The sequence below is a fragment of the Pseudoroseomonas ludipueritiae genome (assembly GCF_014490445.1).
Classification (GTDB): domain Bacteria; phylum Pseudomonadota; class Alphaproteobacteria; order Acetobacterales; family Acetobacteraceae; genus Pseudoroseomonas; species Pseudoroseomonas ludipueritiae.
The window spans coordinates 1-14,856 of sequence record NZ_JACTUZ010000114.1; the positions used below are offsets into that span (position 1 = coordinate 1).

The 14,856-nt window shown below is 69.7% G+C and carries 13 protein-coding genes; 8 read left to right on the plus strand and 5 right to left on the minus strand.

Annotated features, from left to right (window positions below; genetic code table 11):
* From IBL25_RS18995 to IBL25_RS19010, 4 genes are all read left to right on the plus strand, one after another.
* Positions 1-298 (plus strand): TOBE domain-containing protein (locus IBL25_RS18995; protein WP_187780091.1); only part of this gene is annotated, 298 nt, incomplete at its 5' end.
* On the plus strand, positions 295-1,131 hold the full coding sequence (locus IBL25_RS19000; RefSeq protein ID WP_187780092.1) for an ABC transporter permease: 837 nt from the start codon (positions 295-297) through the stop codon (positions 1,129-1,131). The genes IBL25_RS18995 and IBL25_RS19000, both read left to right, overlap by 4 nt.
* Positions 1,128-1,916, plus strand: coding sequence for an ABC transporter permease (locus IBL25_RS19005; RefSeq protein WP_187780093.1), 789 nt, complete (start codon positions 1,128-1,130; stop codon positions 1,914-1,916). Before IBL25_RS19000 ends, IBL25_RS19005 begins: the two co-directional genes overlap by 4 nt.
* On the plus strand, positions 1,916-2,581 hold the full coding sequence (locus tag IBL25_RS19010; protein ID WP_187780094.1) for an RraA family protein: 666 nt from the start codon (positions 1,916-1,918) through the stop codon (positions 2,579-2,581). The genes IBL25_RS19005 and IBL25_RS19010 overlap by 1 nt, the downstream gene beginning before the upstream one ends.
* Positions 2,582-2,601: 20 nt before the next feature.
* Here the strand turns inward: IBL25_RS19010 and IBL25_RS19015 are convergent, their stop codons facing one another.
* A complete protein-coding gene (locus IBL25_RS19015) occupies positions 2,602-3,036 on the minus strand; it encodes a DUF4174 domain-containing protein (protein WP_187780095.1) in 435 nt (144 codons plus the stop codon).
* 103 nt (positions 3,037-3,139) lie between these two features.
* On the opposite strand from IBL25_RS19015, the gene IBL25_RS19020 reads away from it, so the two are divergent.
* Positions 3,140-4,594 carry an LTA synthase family protein gene (locus IBL25_RS19020; RefSeq protein ID WP_187780096.1) on the plus strand — a complete coding sequence of 485 codons (1,455 nt, stop codon included), beginning with the start codon at positions 3,140-3,142 and terminating at the stop codon, positions 4,592-4,594.
* A gap of 91 nt (positions 4,595-4,685) precedes the next feature.
* Positions 4,686-5,687 (plus strand): LLM class flavin-dependent oxidoreductase, encoded by a 1,002-nt coding sequence (locus IBL25_RS19025; RefSeq protein WP_187780097.1) that lies wholly within the window; start codon positions 4,686-4,688, stop codon positions 5,685-5,687.
* A gap of 7 nt (positions 5,688-5,694) precedes the next feature.
* Here IBL25_RS19025 and IBL25_RS19030 read toward each other — a convergent pair whose 3' ends face one another.
* A complete protein-coding gene (locus IBL25_RS19030; protein WP_187780098.1) occupies positions 5,695-5,901 on the minus strand; it encodes a hypothetical protein in 207 nt (68 codons plus the stop codon).
* A gap of 178 nt (positions 5,902-6,079) precedes the next feature.
* Between IBL25_RS19030 and IBL25_RS19035 the strand changes: the two genes are divergently transcribed.
* A complete protein-coding gene (locus tag IBL25_RS19035; protein ID WP_187780099.1) occupies positions 6,080-6,571 on the plus strand; it encodes a hypothetical protein in 492 nt (163 codons plus the stop codon).
* Positions 6,572-6,586: 15 nt separating this feature from the next.
* A complete protein-coding gene (locus IBL25_RS19040) occupies positions 6,587-7,408 on the plus strand; it encodes an NADPH-dependent oxidoreductase (protein WP_187780100.1) in 822 nt (273 codons plus the stop codon).
* Between the two features lie 42 nt (positions 7,409-7,450).
* Here IBL25_RS19040 and IBL25_RS19045 read toward each other — a convergent pair whose 3' ends face one another.
* From IBL25_RS19045 to IBL25_RS19055, 3 genes are all read right to left on the minus strand, one after another.
* A complete protein-coding gene (locus tag IBL25_RS19045; protein ID WP_187780101.1) occupies positions 7,451-8,485 on the minus strand; it encodes a YihY/virulence factor BrkB family protein in 1,035 nt (344 codons plus the stop codon).
* 106 nt (positions 8,486-8,591) lie between these two features.
* Entirely contained in the window at positions 8,592-11,675 is a 3,084-nt protein-coding gene (locus IBL25_RS19050; RefSeq protein WP_187780102.1) for an efflux RND transporter permease subunit, read from the minus strand.
* Between the two features lie 3 nt (positions 11,676-11,678).
* Positions 11,679-14,774, minus strand: a complete 3,096-nt coding sequence (locus IBL25_RS19055) for an efflux RND transporter permease subunit (protein ID WP_187780103.1) — start codon at positions 14,772-14,774, stop codon at positions 11,679-11,681.
* Positions 14,775-14,856 lie beyond the last annotated feature (82 nt).

Here is a 14,856-nt window from a genome sequence, read left to right on the forward strand (position 1 = left end):
TGCCGCGCCGGCCGGGCGGGTGGAAGCCTTCCTGCGCCCCCACCGCGTGCGCCTGCTGGGTGCGGGCGAGGCGGCGCCCGCCGGCATCGAGAACCTGCTGGAAGGCACCCTGGCCCGCCGCGTCTATACCGGCGAGGTCGTGTCGCTGGAGGCGCAGACCGCCGCCGGCCCCGTCACCGCCGAGGTGCATGCCAGCGCCGAGGGCGCCTGGCGTGAGATGCAGCCCGGCGCGCCGCTGCGGCTGGCCTTCCGCGCCAATGACCTACTGGTCTTTCCGGCGCAGGAGGCAGCGGCGTGATCGGCTGGCTGCTGGCCCTGCCGGCGCTCTGCATCCTGGGCATCGCCTTTCTCTGGCCGCTAGCCGCGCTCTTCCGCATCAGCCTGAACCGCACGCTGGACAGTGGCGCCATGGAAGTGGCCGTCACCGGCGAGAGCTATGCCAAGCTGCTGGGCGACGATTTCACCTGGCAACTGGTCTGGGACACGGTGACGCTCGCGGCCAGTGCCTCCGCCATGGCGGTGCTGCTGGCGCTGCCGGTGGCGCTGCTGGTGCGCGCGGCCTCCCCACGCTGGCGCGGCGTATTGGCGCTGATGGGCATCGCGCCGCTGCTGATCTCCGGCACCGCGCGTCTTGTGGGCTGGATGGCCATCCTGGGCGACCAGGGGCTGATCAACGTGGTGCTGCAAGGCATGGGCGTGGTCGGCGAGCCGCTGCGCATGATCAACAACTGGACCGGCGTGCGCATCGGCCTCGTGGAAAGCCTGATGCCCTATGCCGTGCTGGTGCTGCTGGCTGGCCTCGGCCGTCTGGACGGTCGGCTGGAGGAAGCGGCGGCGACGCTGGGCGCCAACCGGGTCCGCACCTTCTTCCGCGTCACGCTGCCGTTGGCGGCGCCGGCGCTGCTGGCGGCCTGGCTGCTGGACGTGGTGCTGGGCATTTCCGCCTTCATCACGCCCAAGCTGATGGGCGGCGGCCGCGTCTTCGTGCTGGCCACCGAGATCTATGATCTGGCACTGGAAAGCGTGGACTGGCCCGCCGCCGCCGCGCTGGCGATGCTGCTGCTGGCCGGGCTGCTGGCGCTGCTGCTGCTGCGCGGTGTCTTCAGCTGGCTGCCGGGGAGGCGCGCATGAAGCCGACCTGGATGCTGCGGGTCTTCGCCGCCATCGGCTATGCCATCCTGATGGCGCCGGCGGCGCTGGTGCTGGTGCTCTCCTTCAGCGCCGGGGAATACCTGACCTTTCCGCCGCCGGGTTTTTCCACCCGCTGGTATGTGGCGCTGGCTTCCAATAGCGTGCTGATGTCGGCGCTCGGCACCAGCGCCATCCTGGCCAGCGTGGTGGCGGCGGTGGCCCTGCTGGCGGGTGGGCCGGCCGCCTATGCCATCGCGCGGCTGGAATTTCCCGGCCGTGGCGTGCTGGCGGCGCTGCTGGCGGCGCCGCTGCTGCTGCCGACGCTGGTGCTGGGCCTCGCCCTGCTGCTGGTGCTGCAACCGCTGGGGTTGGCCGCCACCTGGCCGGGGCTGGTGCTGGGGCATTGCCTTGTCGCCATTCCCTTCGCCGTGCGGATCATGACCACCGCCTTCGCCGCCGTGCCGAAGGAACTGGAGGCGGCGGCCTGGACGCTGGGCGCAACCCCGCTGCGGGCCGCGCTGCGCATCACCCTGCCCAATGCGGCGCCGGGTGCCATCGCCGCCGGGGTGCTGACCTTTCTCGTGTCCTTCGACGAGACGGTGATCAGCCTTTTTCTGGTAGGGCCGCGCCTTTCGACCCTGCCGGTGGAGATGTTCCGCTACGCCGACCAGTCCGCCGACCCGCTGATCGCCGCCCTGGCGATGAGCCTGATCGCCTTTGCCTTCCTGATGGTGCTGATCGTTGAGCGCCTGATGGGTTTCTCGAATGCCATGGGACGCAATTGATGCCGAAATATGTTGTTGAGCCGATGCCGGGCCAGATCAGCGCCGAGGTGATCGAGCTGCTGGAAAAGGCCGAGACGGCGACCGTTGGCCATTGGCGCCACTGGGGCTTCGTGAACCGCGGCATCCAGGGCCTGCTGCGCCGCCGCGTGGCCGGCACCGCGGTGACGCTGCAGATCCCCGGCCCGGATTCCACCCTGCTGCACCACGCGCTCGGCCTGCTGCGCCCCGGCGATATCCTGCTGGTGGACCGGCTGGGCGATGACCGCCATGCCTGCTGGGGCGGCGGCGTGACCGTGGCCGCCAAGGCCGCCGGCGCCAAGGCCGGCGTGGTGGATGGGCCCTGCACCGATATCGAGGAAATCGAGGCCTCCGATTTCCCGATGTGGTGCCGTGGCATGGCCCCCATCACCACCCGCATCTACGACCTGGGCGGGCGGATGAACGTGCCGGTCGCCATCGGCGGCGTGGTGGTGAACCCGGGCGACGCGGTGCTCTGCGACGATTGCGGCGTGCTGGTGCTGCCGCCCGAGGAAGCCGAGGCCGAGGCCCGGCGCGCCATCGAGACCCAGGCGCGCGGCCTGGAAGGCCAGGCGCTGGTGGCCAAGGGCGCCAAGCTGGGCGAGCGTTCCGGCGCCTCCGCCAAGGTGCTGGCCGGCCTGAACTGAGCCGGGCAGGGGCGGGCGGTTCAGCCGCCCGCCGCTTCCCGCCGCCGCATCGGCATGCCATCCACCAGCCCGATGACGGGTTCCAGGTCCGATGGTTCCTGCGCCGACCATTTGGTGCCGCCGTCCTTGCCCACCAGGAAGATGGCGAAGGCCTGCCCGGCAGGCACCTTGAAATGCTGCCGCAGCGCGGCTGCCTCGCCGCCACGGTTGGGGCCCATCCAATGCTCCACCCGGTCGGGGCCGATCACGGCCAGCACGGCCATGTCGCGCTCCTCCAGCGCCGGGCGCGCGGCTTCCAGCCGGCGGCGCTGGTCGGCCAGGGCCTCGCTGGCTTGGTCGGCGAAGACCACGATGACGCGATCCTTCCAGCTATAGGCACCCAGGCTGGCGGCGGTGCCGGCGGCGGCAAAGGCCAGATGGGCCGCCAGGCCGGTGAAGAGGGGCAGCAGGCGCATGGCGCGGCTCCTTCTCGGTTGCCATTCCGCGCAACGCCGGCCAGTGACGAAGGATGCGCCTGATGACCTGGCATCAACTGGTCTATAGAGCCCGCCACACCGCATGGCGCCTGACCCCCTGACCACGATTCTCGCTTCGCTGCCAGCTTTCCTCCTGCCGCTGCTGGCCTGGTATACCGGCCGGCGCGTCGCACGGGCGCATGGCGCGGCGGCGCTCTGGCTGGATCTCGCCTTTCCCCTGGCCATGGCGGCGGGGCTGCTGGGGCTGACGGGGCTGCCCTGGTTCGCCGGCGTTTCGGCGGCGCTGCCCATCGCCGGGCTTACCCTGGCGGATGCCACCAAGCGCGCGGTGCTGGATGAGCCGGTGGTCTTCAGCGATGCCGCCATGCTGCCGCTGGTGGTGCGGCACCCTTCGCTCTACCTGCCTTTCGCCGGCACGCATTGGGTGGTGGGCGGCCTGCTGTTCGGCCTGGCGGCGCTGGCGCTGCTGCTCTCGGCCGAAAGCCACCCGGCGCCTTTGTCCTGGGCTGCCCGCGCCACCCTGCTGCTGCTGGCCCTGGCCCTGACGCTGGCCCTCTTCAACCCGCCGCGCCGGCTGCGCCAGGCCATTTCGCGCGACCCCTTCGTGGATACCGCGTGCTTCGGCATGATCGGCACGCTGTCCCTTTACCGCGCCGTGGCGGCGGAGGAACGCGTGGCCCGGCGGGCGGCCCACCCCGCCACGCCACCCGCCTTCCAGCCGGCGGAGCCGCTACCGCATGTGGTGCTGGTGCAGGCCGAATCCTTCTGGGACCCGCGCGGTACGCTGGCCGACCTGCCGCCGGACCTGCTGCCGCACTGGGACCGGCTGGGGGCCGAGGCCCTGGCGCGTGGCCGGCTGGTGGTGAACGGCTTCGGCGCCAATACCATGCGGGCGGAGTTCGCGGCGCTGACCGGCATCGCGGCGGAAGCGCAGGGGCTGGACCGCTTCAACCCCTATTATCGCCTCGCCTCGCCGCTACTACGGTCCCTGCCGCGCACGCTGCGGGCGGCGGGCTACCGGGCGCTGATGCTGCATCCCTTCGACCGGCGCTTCTTCGGCCGCCACCGCGTCATGCCGGCGCTGGGCTTCGAACGCTTCGAGAGCATCCACCAGTTCCGTGGCGCCCCGCGCCTGGGCAAATACGTCGCCGATGCCGCCGTGGCCACGCGCATCGTGGAGGAGCTTGCCAGCGCCACCGGCCCTGTTCTCATCTTCGCCGTCACCATGCAGGCGCATGGCCCCTGGCCCGGCCCAAACCCGCAGGCACGGTGGCTGGAGCATCTACGGGATGCCGATGCCATGCTGGGCACCCTGGCCGACGCGGCGACGCGGCTGCACCGCCCCTTGCTGCTCTGCGCCTACGGAGACCACCAGCCGGCACTGCCCGGCGCCACGGCACGGCCAGACCGCCGCACCGACTGGCTGCTCTGGCGCAGCGACCGGCCAGGGCGGGGCAGGAGGCAGGACATCGCCGCCGAAGGCATCTTCCAGGCCCTGGCGGAAGCCCTGCGCGTCGGCTCCACAGGGCAGGAATGACGGCCCGGCCCTGGCAGGGCGGTGGTCGCGGACACATCTGAAGTGGTGACGCGCGGCACAGGCCGCTCCTTCACTACCGAAAGTGTTCCGCATGATTCCCTTTTCCGTCCTCGACCTCGCTCCGGTGCCCGCCGGCTCGGACGTGTCGCAGGCTTTCCGCAACAGCGTGTCCCTGGCCCAGAAGGCCGAGGCGCTGGGCTACCACCGCTTCTGGCTGGCCGAGCACCACAACATGCCCGGCATCGCCAGCGCCGCGACGGCGGTGGTCATCGGCCATGTGGCGGCGCATACGCAGCGCATCCGTGTCGGTGCCGGCGGCATCATGCTGCCCAACCATGCGCCGCTGATGGTGGCCGAGCAGTTCGGCACGTTGGAGGCGCTCTTCCCCGGCCGCATCGACCTCGGCCTGGGCCGCGCACCGGGCACCGACCAGCGCACCATGCGCGCCCTGCGCCGCAACCTCGACGCCCATGGCGACAGCTTCCCGCAGGATGTCGTGGAACTGCTGGCCTATTTCGAACCCGCACAGCCCAACCAGGCGCTGCGGGCCGTGCCGGGCAACGGCCTGCGGGTGCCAGTCTGGCTGCTAGGCTCCAGCCTCTTCTCCGCGCAGCTCGCGGCGATGCTGGGGCTGCCCTTCGCCTTCGCCTCTCATTTTGCGCCGGACCTGCTGATGCAGGCGTTGCAAATGTATCGGGATGGCTTCAAGCCTTCCGAGACCTTGCAGAAGCCCTATGCCATGGTCGCCGCCAATGTGGTGGCGGCGGAGACGGATGCGGAGGCAACGCGGCTTTTCACTTCCCTGCAGCAGCAGTTCGTGAACCTGCGGCGCGGCACGCCGGGCCTGCTGCCGCCGCCGGTGAACCGCATAGAGGATTACGCCGCGCCGCATGAGCTGGCCGGCGCGCAGCGGGCCCTGGCCTGCTCCTTCGTCGGCGCGCCGGAGACGGTGCGGCGCGGCCTCGATGGCTTCCTGCGCCAGACCGGGGCGGATGAGCTGCTGGTCACGGCACAGATCCACGACCACGCCGCCCGCCTCCGCTCCTTCGAGCTGGTGGCCGGGCTGCGGGAAGGGTTGGCGCAGGCCGCCTGAACCGCCCTCAGACGGAGGCGCGTGTCGGCCGGTCCGACACTGCCTCCGCCTGCCAGAGCTGCTCGGCGATGCGGTCGATTTCCCGTGGGTCGAGCGGCAGGCCGGTGGGGTCGCGCCGCAAGGCACCATTCTGCGTCGGCCGGGGCTGCGCCTGCCGGTGCGCCGCCATCAGGGCGACGAGGTTGGTGGTGCCGATGGAACGGTGGTGCTGCATGGTGACCTCCTGCGGCTGGAGCGCCTATAGAATTGCGAGTGAGAGCGATTCGCAATTAGAAAAGCCGTGATCGTGCCGATGGAGCCTCGGAAAGTGCCAAGCCCAGGCCTGAAACTCTGGCGTGAAGGGCGCGGATCAAGGATTCACATAGCCGATTCAGCATGCTAGCCATGTTTTCATGCCGATCCGACCGGAAATGCGCCGCCTCTACCCCAGCAACTGGGCGGCGATCAGCAGCGCGGTGCGTTTTGGCCGCGCCGGGGGGCAGTGCGAATACTGCGGGAAGCCACATGGCGCCCGCATCGTGCAGCTTCGGGATGGCCGCTGGACCGCCGGCAATGGCGAGTGGTTCGACCGCCGCGGCCGCCCGGCACCGACGCCCGATATCCTGGACTATGGCGATGGTCGCGCCTGGCGGCGCCCGGTCTCCCTGGCCTGCTGCCATGCCAAGCACGACCCGCGTGAGAGCGACCCGCGCGTGCTGGTGGCGGCCTGCAACGCCTGCCACCTGCGGCTGGACCGGGAATGGCACCGGCGGCAACGCTGGGTGACCTGGCGCTCACGCTATGCCATTGGGGATCTTCTGGAGGGAATGTACGAGGCCCTGCGCCTGCCGGTGCCGCCGGCGCCGCGCGGCGCCCGACGCCGTTCCCGCCGCGCCGCTGTCTGATTGAAAGAAGCCCCCATGGACCACAGCCTTTCCACCCTGTTCCAGGCCCGCTACGGCGCGGCCGCGCCGGAAGCCGCGATTCCTTCCAACGCGGTGCTGGAGGCACTGCTGTCGCACCGCTCCGTGCGCGCCTTCCTGCCGGATGCGCTGCCGGAAGGCGCGCTGGAGACGCTGGTGGCGGCGGGCCAGTCGGCCAGCACTTCCTCCAACCTCCAGGCCTGGAGCGTGGTGGCGGTGGAAGACCCGGGGCGCCGGGCGCGGCTGGCGGAACTGTCCGGCCGGCAGGGCTTCGTGGCCAAGGCGCCGCTCTTCCTCTGCTTCATCGCCGATACCTCGCGCCTGCGGCGCCTGGGGGAGCGGCATGGCCAGCCGATGGAAGGACTGGACTACCTGGAAGCCTTCATCGTCGCCGCCGTGGATGCGGCGCTGGCGGCGCAGAATGTCGTGGTGGCGGCGGAATCGCTCGGCCTCGGCACCGTCTATATCGGCGCGCTGCGCAACAAGCCGGAGGAAGTGGGCCAGGAACTGGGCCTGCCGCCGGGCGCCATGGCGCTCTTCGGCCTCTGCGTCGGCCGGCCAGACCCGGCAGCGCCCGCCCAGATCAAGCCCCGCCTGCCGCAGGCCACCGTGCTGCACCGGGAACGCTACGATGCCTCGGCCGAGGCCGCGGCGGTGGAGGATTACGACACCACCCTGGCCGGCTTCTCGGCGGCCCAGGGCATCGGCGCGCAGGGCTGGGTGGGGCGGATGCTCAAGCGTGTCGGCACCGCGGCCGACCTGCATGGGCGCGATGCCATGAAGGCCACGCTGCGCCGCATGGGCTTCCCGCTGCGCTGAGGCGGCGGCGCGGCCGCTTCCCGTGAAGCGGCCGCTGCATCCTCAGGACTTCGCGACGGTATCCGCCATCTTGGCCCCACGCTCGCCCATGCGCTTCTCGGGGCCGGTGGTGGTGTCGCGCGCCGTCTGGTGCTCCATCTCGGCATTCAGCTCGGCGCCGACCAGCACCACGATGGAGGAAATCCAGATCCAGGTCATGAAGCCGATGACGGCGCCGAGCGAGCCATAGGTCGCGTCGTAATTGCCGAAGCTGCTGACATAGAAGGTGAAGCCGGCGGAGGCGATGACCCAGAGGACGGCGGCGAAGATACCGCCATAGCTCACCCAGCGCCAGCGCGCGGTCTCACGGCTGGGGCCGTAGCGGTAGAGCACCGCGAGCAGCACCGTGATGGCCACCAGCAGGATCGGCCAGCGCACCAGGCTGATGATGGTCTCCACGCCCTCCCCAAGCCAGAGGAAGTTCAGCACCACCGGCACCGCAATGACGCCGGCCATGGCCACGATCACGAAGATCAGGGCGCCGAAAGTCATGCCGAGGGACAGCAGGGTGCGGTAGATGAAGCCGCGCTTCTCCTCCTCCTCATAGACGATGTTCAGCGCGTCCATCATCGCCTTGGTGCCCTGGTTGGCGCTCCAGAGCGCCGCCAGCAGGCCCACGATGGCGCCGAAGCCCAGGGCCTGCTGCGGACTAGAGACCAGCCGCTCCAGCTGCTCGTTGATGATGTTCATGCCGCCTTCCGGCAGGAAGCCGGACAGGTCGGAGAGGTGGCTCTGGATGGTCGCCCGGTCGGCGAAGAGGCCATAGATCGAGACCAGGGCCGTCAGGCCGGGGAAGAGGGACAGCAGGGCATAGAAGGTGATGCCGGCTGCTTCCGTCATCACGCGGTCGTTGTTGGTCTCGGTGGCGACGCGCTTGGCGATGGACCACCAGCCATGGCTGGGGATCTCGGTCGGAGTTGTGGCGTTGCGGCCCTGGGGGCCCTTGGCTCCCTGGGTGCCGGAAGCGGCCTTGCCGCCGCCATTCACCTGCTCCAGCCGCTCCCGGAGCCTTTCTTCGACGGAACTTCGCTGCCTCATCGGATGCCTGCTCCTTTCTATCCCGCCCCGCCGCTGCGGAACATGCAAGTGCAGGGAAAACGCCAAGCTATCCGGCTGGTTCCATTTCTGTGGCGGACCGACCGGCTTACTCGGCCGGCGCGGCGGCCGGGGCAGGGCGGCGGCGCCGGAAGCGGTCCAGCGCCAGGTAGACCACCGGGGTGGTATAGAGCGTCAGCAACTGTGACAGCAGCAGGCCACCGATGATGGTGATGCCCAGCGGCCGGTGCAGTTCCGAGCCCGGGCCGGAGGCCACAGCCAGCGGCACGGCGCCGAACAGGGCGGCCAGCGTCGTCATCAGGATCGGCCGGAAGCGGTCGCGGCAGGCGGCGAGGATGGATTCCAGGCTGCCGGTGCCGTTGGTCCGCTCCTGGTCCAGCGCGAAGTCGATCATCATGATCGCGTTCTTCTTCACGATGCCCATCAGCAGGATCACGCCGATCAGCGCGATCACGGACATGGGCGTATTCGTCGCCAGCAGGGCCAGCAGCGCGCCGATGCCCGCCGTGGGCAGGGTGGAGAGGATGGTCAATGGGTGGATGAAGCTCTCGTAGAGCACGCCCAGCACGATATAGATCACCGCCAGCGCCGCCAGGATCAGCAGCGGCATGTCCCGCGCGAAGGACTGCGCTGCGGCGGCATTGCCGCCATACTGGCCACGGATGGTGTCGGGCATGCCGATCTCCAGCTCCGTCCGCTGCAGCAGCGCTGGCACCTCGCCCAGTGCCAGGCCGGGAGAAAGGTTGAAGCTGATCGTGGTGGCCGGGTACTGGCCGCGATGCGTCACCCGCAACGGCGCCACGTCCCGCACCACGCGGGCCAGGGCCTTCAGGGGAACCTGGGTGCCATCGGCGGCGGGCACGAAGATGCGGTCGAACTGCGTCGCATCCTGTTGCAGCGCCGGGTCGATCTCCAGCACCACCTTGTACTGGTTGCGCGTGCCATAGATCGTGGAGACCTGCCGCTGAGAGAAGGCGTCGTTGAAGGTGTTGCTGATGTCGTCGATGCCGACGCCGAGCCGCGCCGCGGCATCGCGGTCGATCACCAGCCGGTTCACCAGCCCTGTGCGTTCCTGGTCCGAGGAGACATCGTTGATGCCGGGCGTGGCGCGCAGCTTCTCCACCATGGTCTCGGTCCAGCGTCGCAGCTCGTCCAGGTCCGGGCCCAGCAGGCTATAGGAATAGGAGGCATTGCCGGGGCGGCCGCCGATCATCAGCTCCTGCTGCGGGCTCAGGAAAACCGAAGCGCCCGGAATGGTGGAGAGCGGGCCGCGCAGGCGGGCGATGACCTCGTTGATGGGCGGCCGCTGCCCCAGCGGCTTCAGCGAAATGAAGAACTGCCCGGAATTGGTGGAGGAATTGAAGCCGCTGCCGATGGAGCCGCTGATATTCTCCACCGCCGGGTCGGCACGGATGACGTCGGCGGCGCGGGTGTGCAGCACCTGCATGGCGGCGAAGGAAGTATCGGGGGCGGCCTGCACCGTGCCGCGCAACAGGCCGATATCCTGTTCCGGGAAGAAGCCCTTGGGCACGATGACGTAAAGCCAGACCGTCAGCACCACCAGCCCCACCGTGCCCAGCAGCGTCAGCCAGCGGAAGCGCAGCACCAGGCCGAGGCTGCGGAGGTAGCCGCGCACCAGCCATTCCATCAGGCCCTCGAAGGCGCGGCCGAAGCGGCCGGGCGGGCGATGCGCCGCGCCGGCCAGGCGCGCCGCCACCATGGGCGTGACGGTGAGGGAGATGATGCCGGAGAGCACCACCGCCGTGGCCAGCGTGACGGAGAATTCGCGGAACAGCCGGCCGATCACCCCCCCCATGGCCAGCAGCGGCAGGAAGACCGCCACCAGGGAGACGGTGATGGAGATGATGGTGAAGCCGATCTCCCGCGCGCCTTCCAGGGCCGCCTGCACCGGCGGCACGCCACGCTCCCGCAGCCGGGCCATGTTCTCGATCATGACGATGGCGTCATCGACCACGAAGCCCACCGAGATGGTCAGCGCCATCAGCGAGAGGTTGTTGAGCGAATAGCCCAGCCACCACATGACGCAGAGCGTGCCCAGCAGCGAGAGCGGCACGGAGATGCTGGCCGCCAGCACCGAGGATTTCCGCCGCAGGAACATGGCGATGACGACGATGACGAGGGCAATGGAGATCAGCAGCGTCTTCTCCACCTCGTGCACGCTGGCGCGGATGGTGGTGGAGCGGTCGTTCTGCACTTCCAGCCGCGTGCCGGCGGGCAGGTAGGATTCCAGCTCCGGCAGCAGGTCACGGACGCCGTCCACCACCTCGATGACATTGGCATCGGGCTGCTTGTAGATCTGCAGCAGCACGGAAGGCCGGTCGTTGTACCAGGCCGCCTGCCGCCGGTTGCGGCTGCCATCGGTGACGCGGGCGATGCCGGAGAGGCGGACGATGCCGCTGTCGGTGGCCTTGATCACCAGCGTGGAGAATTGTTCCGCGCGGCTGAGCCTGTCGTTGAGGGACAGCGCCGCCGATTGCCCGGCGCCGTCGATGCTGCCGATGGCGCCGGTGACATTGGCACTGTTGATGGCGGTGCGGATATCTTCCAGCGAGATGCCGGCCGACGAGGCCGCCGCCGGGTCCACCGCCACCCGCACCGCCGGCTGGTCCGCGCCGCCCACCTGCACCTGCGCCACGCCGGTGACGCGGGAAAGCAGCGGGCCCACCGTGCTGTCCGCGAGGTCGTAGAGCCCCGTGCCCGGCAGGCGGTCCGAGGTGATGGCGAGGATGAAGACCGGCGAATCCGCCGGGTTGAACTTGCGCACGCTGGGCGGGTTCGGCATGCCCGAGGGCAGGTCCTGCCGCGCCGCGTTCACCGCCGCCTGCACATCCCGCGCCACATCCGCCTGGGTGCGGGAGATGTCGAACTGCACAATGATATTGCCGCTGCCGGTGGAGGCATTGGATGTCATCTCGGTGATGCCGGCGATCTCGCCGATGCGGCGTTCCAGCGGCGCGATGACGGTGGCCGCCAGCGTTTCCGGATTGGCGCCGGGCTGGCTGGCGGTGACCAGCACCGTGGGGATATCGACGCGCGGCAGCGCCGAGACGGGCAGCCGCATGAAGGCCACCGCGCCGAAGAGCGCCAGCCCCACCGCCAGCAGCAGCGTGGCCACCGGCCGCCGGATGAAGGGGGCGGAGATGGAGAACATCGGCTACTCCGCCGCCGCCGGCTTCGGCTGCCGCCAGCGGTCGAACCGCGCCCGGGCGCCTTCCAGCGCCAGATAGATGGCGGGCGTGGTGAAGAGCGTGATGATCTGGGAAAGCAGCAGCCCGCCGACAATCGCGACGCCCAGCGGCTGCCGCAGCTCCGAGCCCGTGCCGGTGCCCAGCATCAGCGGCAGGGCGCCCAGCAGGGCGGCGGCGGTGGTCATCATGATCGGGCGGAAGCGCAGCAGGGCCGCCTCGCGGATCGCCTCCCGCGGCGCCATGCCATGGTCGCGCTGCGCCTCCAGCGCGAAGTCGATCATCATGATGGCATTCTTCTTCACGATGCCCATCAGCAGGATGATGCCGATCAACGCCACCACCGAAAGCTCCATCCCGAAAAGCTCCAGCGCCAGCAGGGCACCGATGCCGGCGGAGGGCAGCGTGGAGAGGATGGTGACAGGATGGATGAAGCTCTCGTAGAGCATGCCCAGCACGAGGTAGATCACCACCACCGCCGCCAGGATCAGCAACGGCTGGCCCGCGAGGGAGCTGGTGAACTCCGCCGCATCCCCGGTGAAGCGGCCGGCGATGGTGGAGGGCATGCCCAGTTTGGCCTCCGCCGCGCGCACCGCATCCACCGCGGCGCCCAGGGCATAGCCTTCCGCCAGGTTGAAGGAGAGGGTGACGGCCGGGAACTGGTTCTCCCGCGTCACCAGCAAGGGACCATTGGTGCGGGTGATGCTGGCGATCTCGGCCAGCGGCACCTGGCCATTGGCGCCGGTGACGCGAAGCTGGCCGATGGCGGAGGCATCGGTGCGGATACGGTCGCTGGCTTCCAGCACCACGCGGTACTGGTTGCTCTGGCCATAGATGGTGGAGATCTGCCGCTGGCCATAGGCGTCGTAGAGGGCGTTCACCACCGCCTGCATCGAGATGCCGAGCCGCGCCGCGCGATCCCGGTCCACCCGCACGGCCATGCGCAGGCCTTCGTTGCGCTGGTCGCTGGCGACGTCGCGCAGTTCCGGCCGGGCGCGCAGGGCTTCCAGCAGCCGCGGCGCCCATTGCGCCAGCTCATCCGCATCCGCGTCGGTCAGCACATACTGGTACTGCGTGGTGGTGGCGCGGGCGCCGATCTGGATATCCTGCACCGCCTGCGGATAGCCGACGATGCCGGGCACCCGCGCCATGGCCACCTTCAGCCGCTCGATCACCGCGAAGGCATCGGCGTCGCGGTCGGCGCGCGGCTTCAGCACGGCGGTGATGCGACCGGTATTCTGCGCCGGGTTCAGCGTGCCGGAGCCCGCGACGGAAGCCACCGTGGCCACCGCCGGGTCCTGCGCCACCACGGCCGCCAGCGCGTCCTGCATCTCCGCGAGGCGGGCGAAGGAGACATCCTGCGGCGCCTCGGTATTGACCAGCACCAGGCCGGTATCCTGCTGCGGCAGGAAGCCCTTGGGCATCACGACGTAAAGCCAGCCGGTCAGCACCACGCTGGCCGTGGCCACCAGCAGCGTCGCGGCCTGATGCCGCATGGTGAAGGCCAGGGCGCCGGCATAGCGGTCCCGCAGCCAGTCGAAGGAATGCGTGGTCCAGCGCGCGGCGAGGCCCGGCTTGTTGTCCGCCGGGTTCCGCAGCACCAGGGCGCACATCATCGGCGTCAGGGTGAGGGAGACGACCATGGAGACCAGCACCGTCGCCGTCAGCGTTTCCGCGAATTCACGGAACAGCCGGCCCACCACGCCCTGCATGAAGAGCAACGGGATGAACACCGCGATCAGCGACAGGGTCAGCGAGACGATGGTGAAGGCGATCTGCCGCGAGCCCTCGTAGGCGGCCTCCAGCGGCTTCTTTCCTTTCTCCATCAGCCGGACGATGTTCTCGATCATCACGATGGCATCGTCCACCACGAAGCCGGCCGCGATGGTCAGCGCCATCAGCGAGAGATTGTCGAGCGAGTAGCCCATGGCCGACATCACGGCGAAGGTGCCGATGATGGAGAGCGGCAGCGACACCGCCGGCACGAAGGTGGCGCGCAGGCTGCCGAGGAAGAGATAGATCACGCCCACCACCAGCGCCACGGAGAGCACCAGGGTGAACTGCACCTCATGCACGCTGGCGCGAATGGTCTCGGTGCGGTCGGATACCATCTCCAGCCGCGCGCCAGCCGGGATGGCGGCGCGCAGCTCCGGCAGGATGGCCTGAATCTGGGATACGGTATCGACGATATTGGCGCCCGGCTGGCGCTGCACGTCGATCAGGATGGCTTCCTTCCCATTGTGCCAGGCGCCATTGCGGGCATTCTCCAGCGCCTCCACCGAATCACCCACATCGCGCAGCCGCACGGGCGCGCCGTTCTGGTAGGTGATGATGACATCGGCGAATTCGGCGGGCGTGGAGATCTGGTCATTGGCCAGGATGGTGGAGGACTGGCGCGGCCCGTCCAGCGAGCCCTTGGGCGAATTCAGGTTGGCGTTGGTGACGGCGGTGCGCACCGCCTCCATGCCCAGGCCATAGGCGGCCAGCCTTGCCGGGTCGATCCGCAGCCGCACGGCGGGGCGCATGTTGCCCTGCACCGTCACGCGGCCGACGCCGCTGATCTGTGCCAGCTTCTGCGCCAGCAGCGTATCGGCGGTATCCGAGAGCCGGGCGATGGGCAGGGTGTCGGAAGACATGGCCAGGGTGACGATCGGCGGGTCCGCCGGGTTCACCTTGGAATAGACCGGCGGGTAGGGGAGGTTGGAAGGCAGGGTGCCGCGCGCGCCATCCAGCGCCGCCTGCACATCCTGCGTTGCCTCGTCCATGCTCTTGTTCAGCGCGAATTGCAGCGTGATGCGGCTGACCCCCGGCCCACTGACCGAGGACATGCTGGACAGGCCGGAGATCTGGGCGAGTTGCCGCTCCAGCGGCGCCGTGATCAGCAGCGCCGCCGTTTCGGCCGAGGCGCCGGGCATCTGCGTGCTGACCTCGATGGTCGGGAAGTCCACAACAGGCAGGGCCGAGACCGGCAGCCGCAGATAGCCCATCACCCCCGCCAGCAGCACCGCGATGGCCAGCAGCGTGGTGGCCACCGGGCGGGAGATGAAGAGGGCCGAGATATTCACGGCGCATTCTCTGCGGTGGCGCCAGGCGCTGTGGCCGGCGGCTGGGCCGGGGCTGCGCCGGGCTGCGGCGGGCCGCGCCGGC

What these genes read in the sequence shown, in the direction of transcription:
- IBL25_RS19005 (WP_187780093.1), top strand. Translation starts at nt 1,128, where the DNA reads ATGAAGCCGACCTGGATGCTGCGGGTCTTCGCCGCCATCGGCTATGCC.
- IBL25_RS19010 (WP_187780094.1), top strand. Translation starts at nt 1,916, where the DNA reads ATGCCGAAATATGTTGTTGAGCCGATGCCGGGCCAGATCAGCGCCGAG.
- IBL25_RS19015 (WP_187780095.1), bottom strand. Translation starts at nt 3,036, where the DNA reads ATGCGCCTGCTGCCCCTCTTCACCGGCCTGGCGGCCCATCTGGCCTTT.
- IBL25_RS19020 (WP_187780096.1), top strand. Translation starts at nt 3,140, where the DNA reads ATGGCGCCTGACCCCCTGACCACGATTCTCGCTTCGCTGCCAGCTTTC.
- IBL25_RS19025 (WP_187780097.1), top strand. Translation starts at nt 4,686, where the DNA reads ATGATTCCCTTTTCCGTCCTCGACCTCGCTCCGGTGCCCGCCGGCTCG.
- IBL25_RS19030 (WP_187780098.1), bottom strand. Translation starts at nt 5,901, where the DNA reads ATGCAGCACCACCGTTCCATCGGCACCACCAACCTCGTCGCCCTGATG.
- IBL25_RS19035 (WP_187780099.1), top strand. Translation starts at nt 6,080, where the DNA reads ATGCCGATCCGACCGGAAATGCGCCGCCTCTACCCCAGCAACTGGGCG.
- IBL25_RS19040 (WP_187780100.1), top strand. Translation starts at nt 6,587, where the DNA reads ATGGACCACAGCCTTTCCACCCTGTTCCAGGCCCGCTACGGCGCGGCC.
- IBL25_RS19045 (WP_187780101.1), bottom strand. Translation starts at nt 8,485, where the DNA reads ATGAGGCAGCGAAGTTCCGTCGAAGAAAGGCTCCGGGAGCGGCTGGAG.
- IBL25_RS19050 (WP_187780102.1), bottom strand. Translation starts at nt 11,675, where the DNA reads ATGTTCTCCATCTCCGCCCCCTTCATCCGGCGGCCGGTGGCCACGCTG.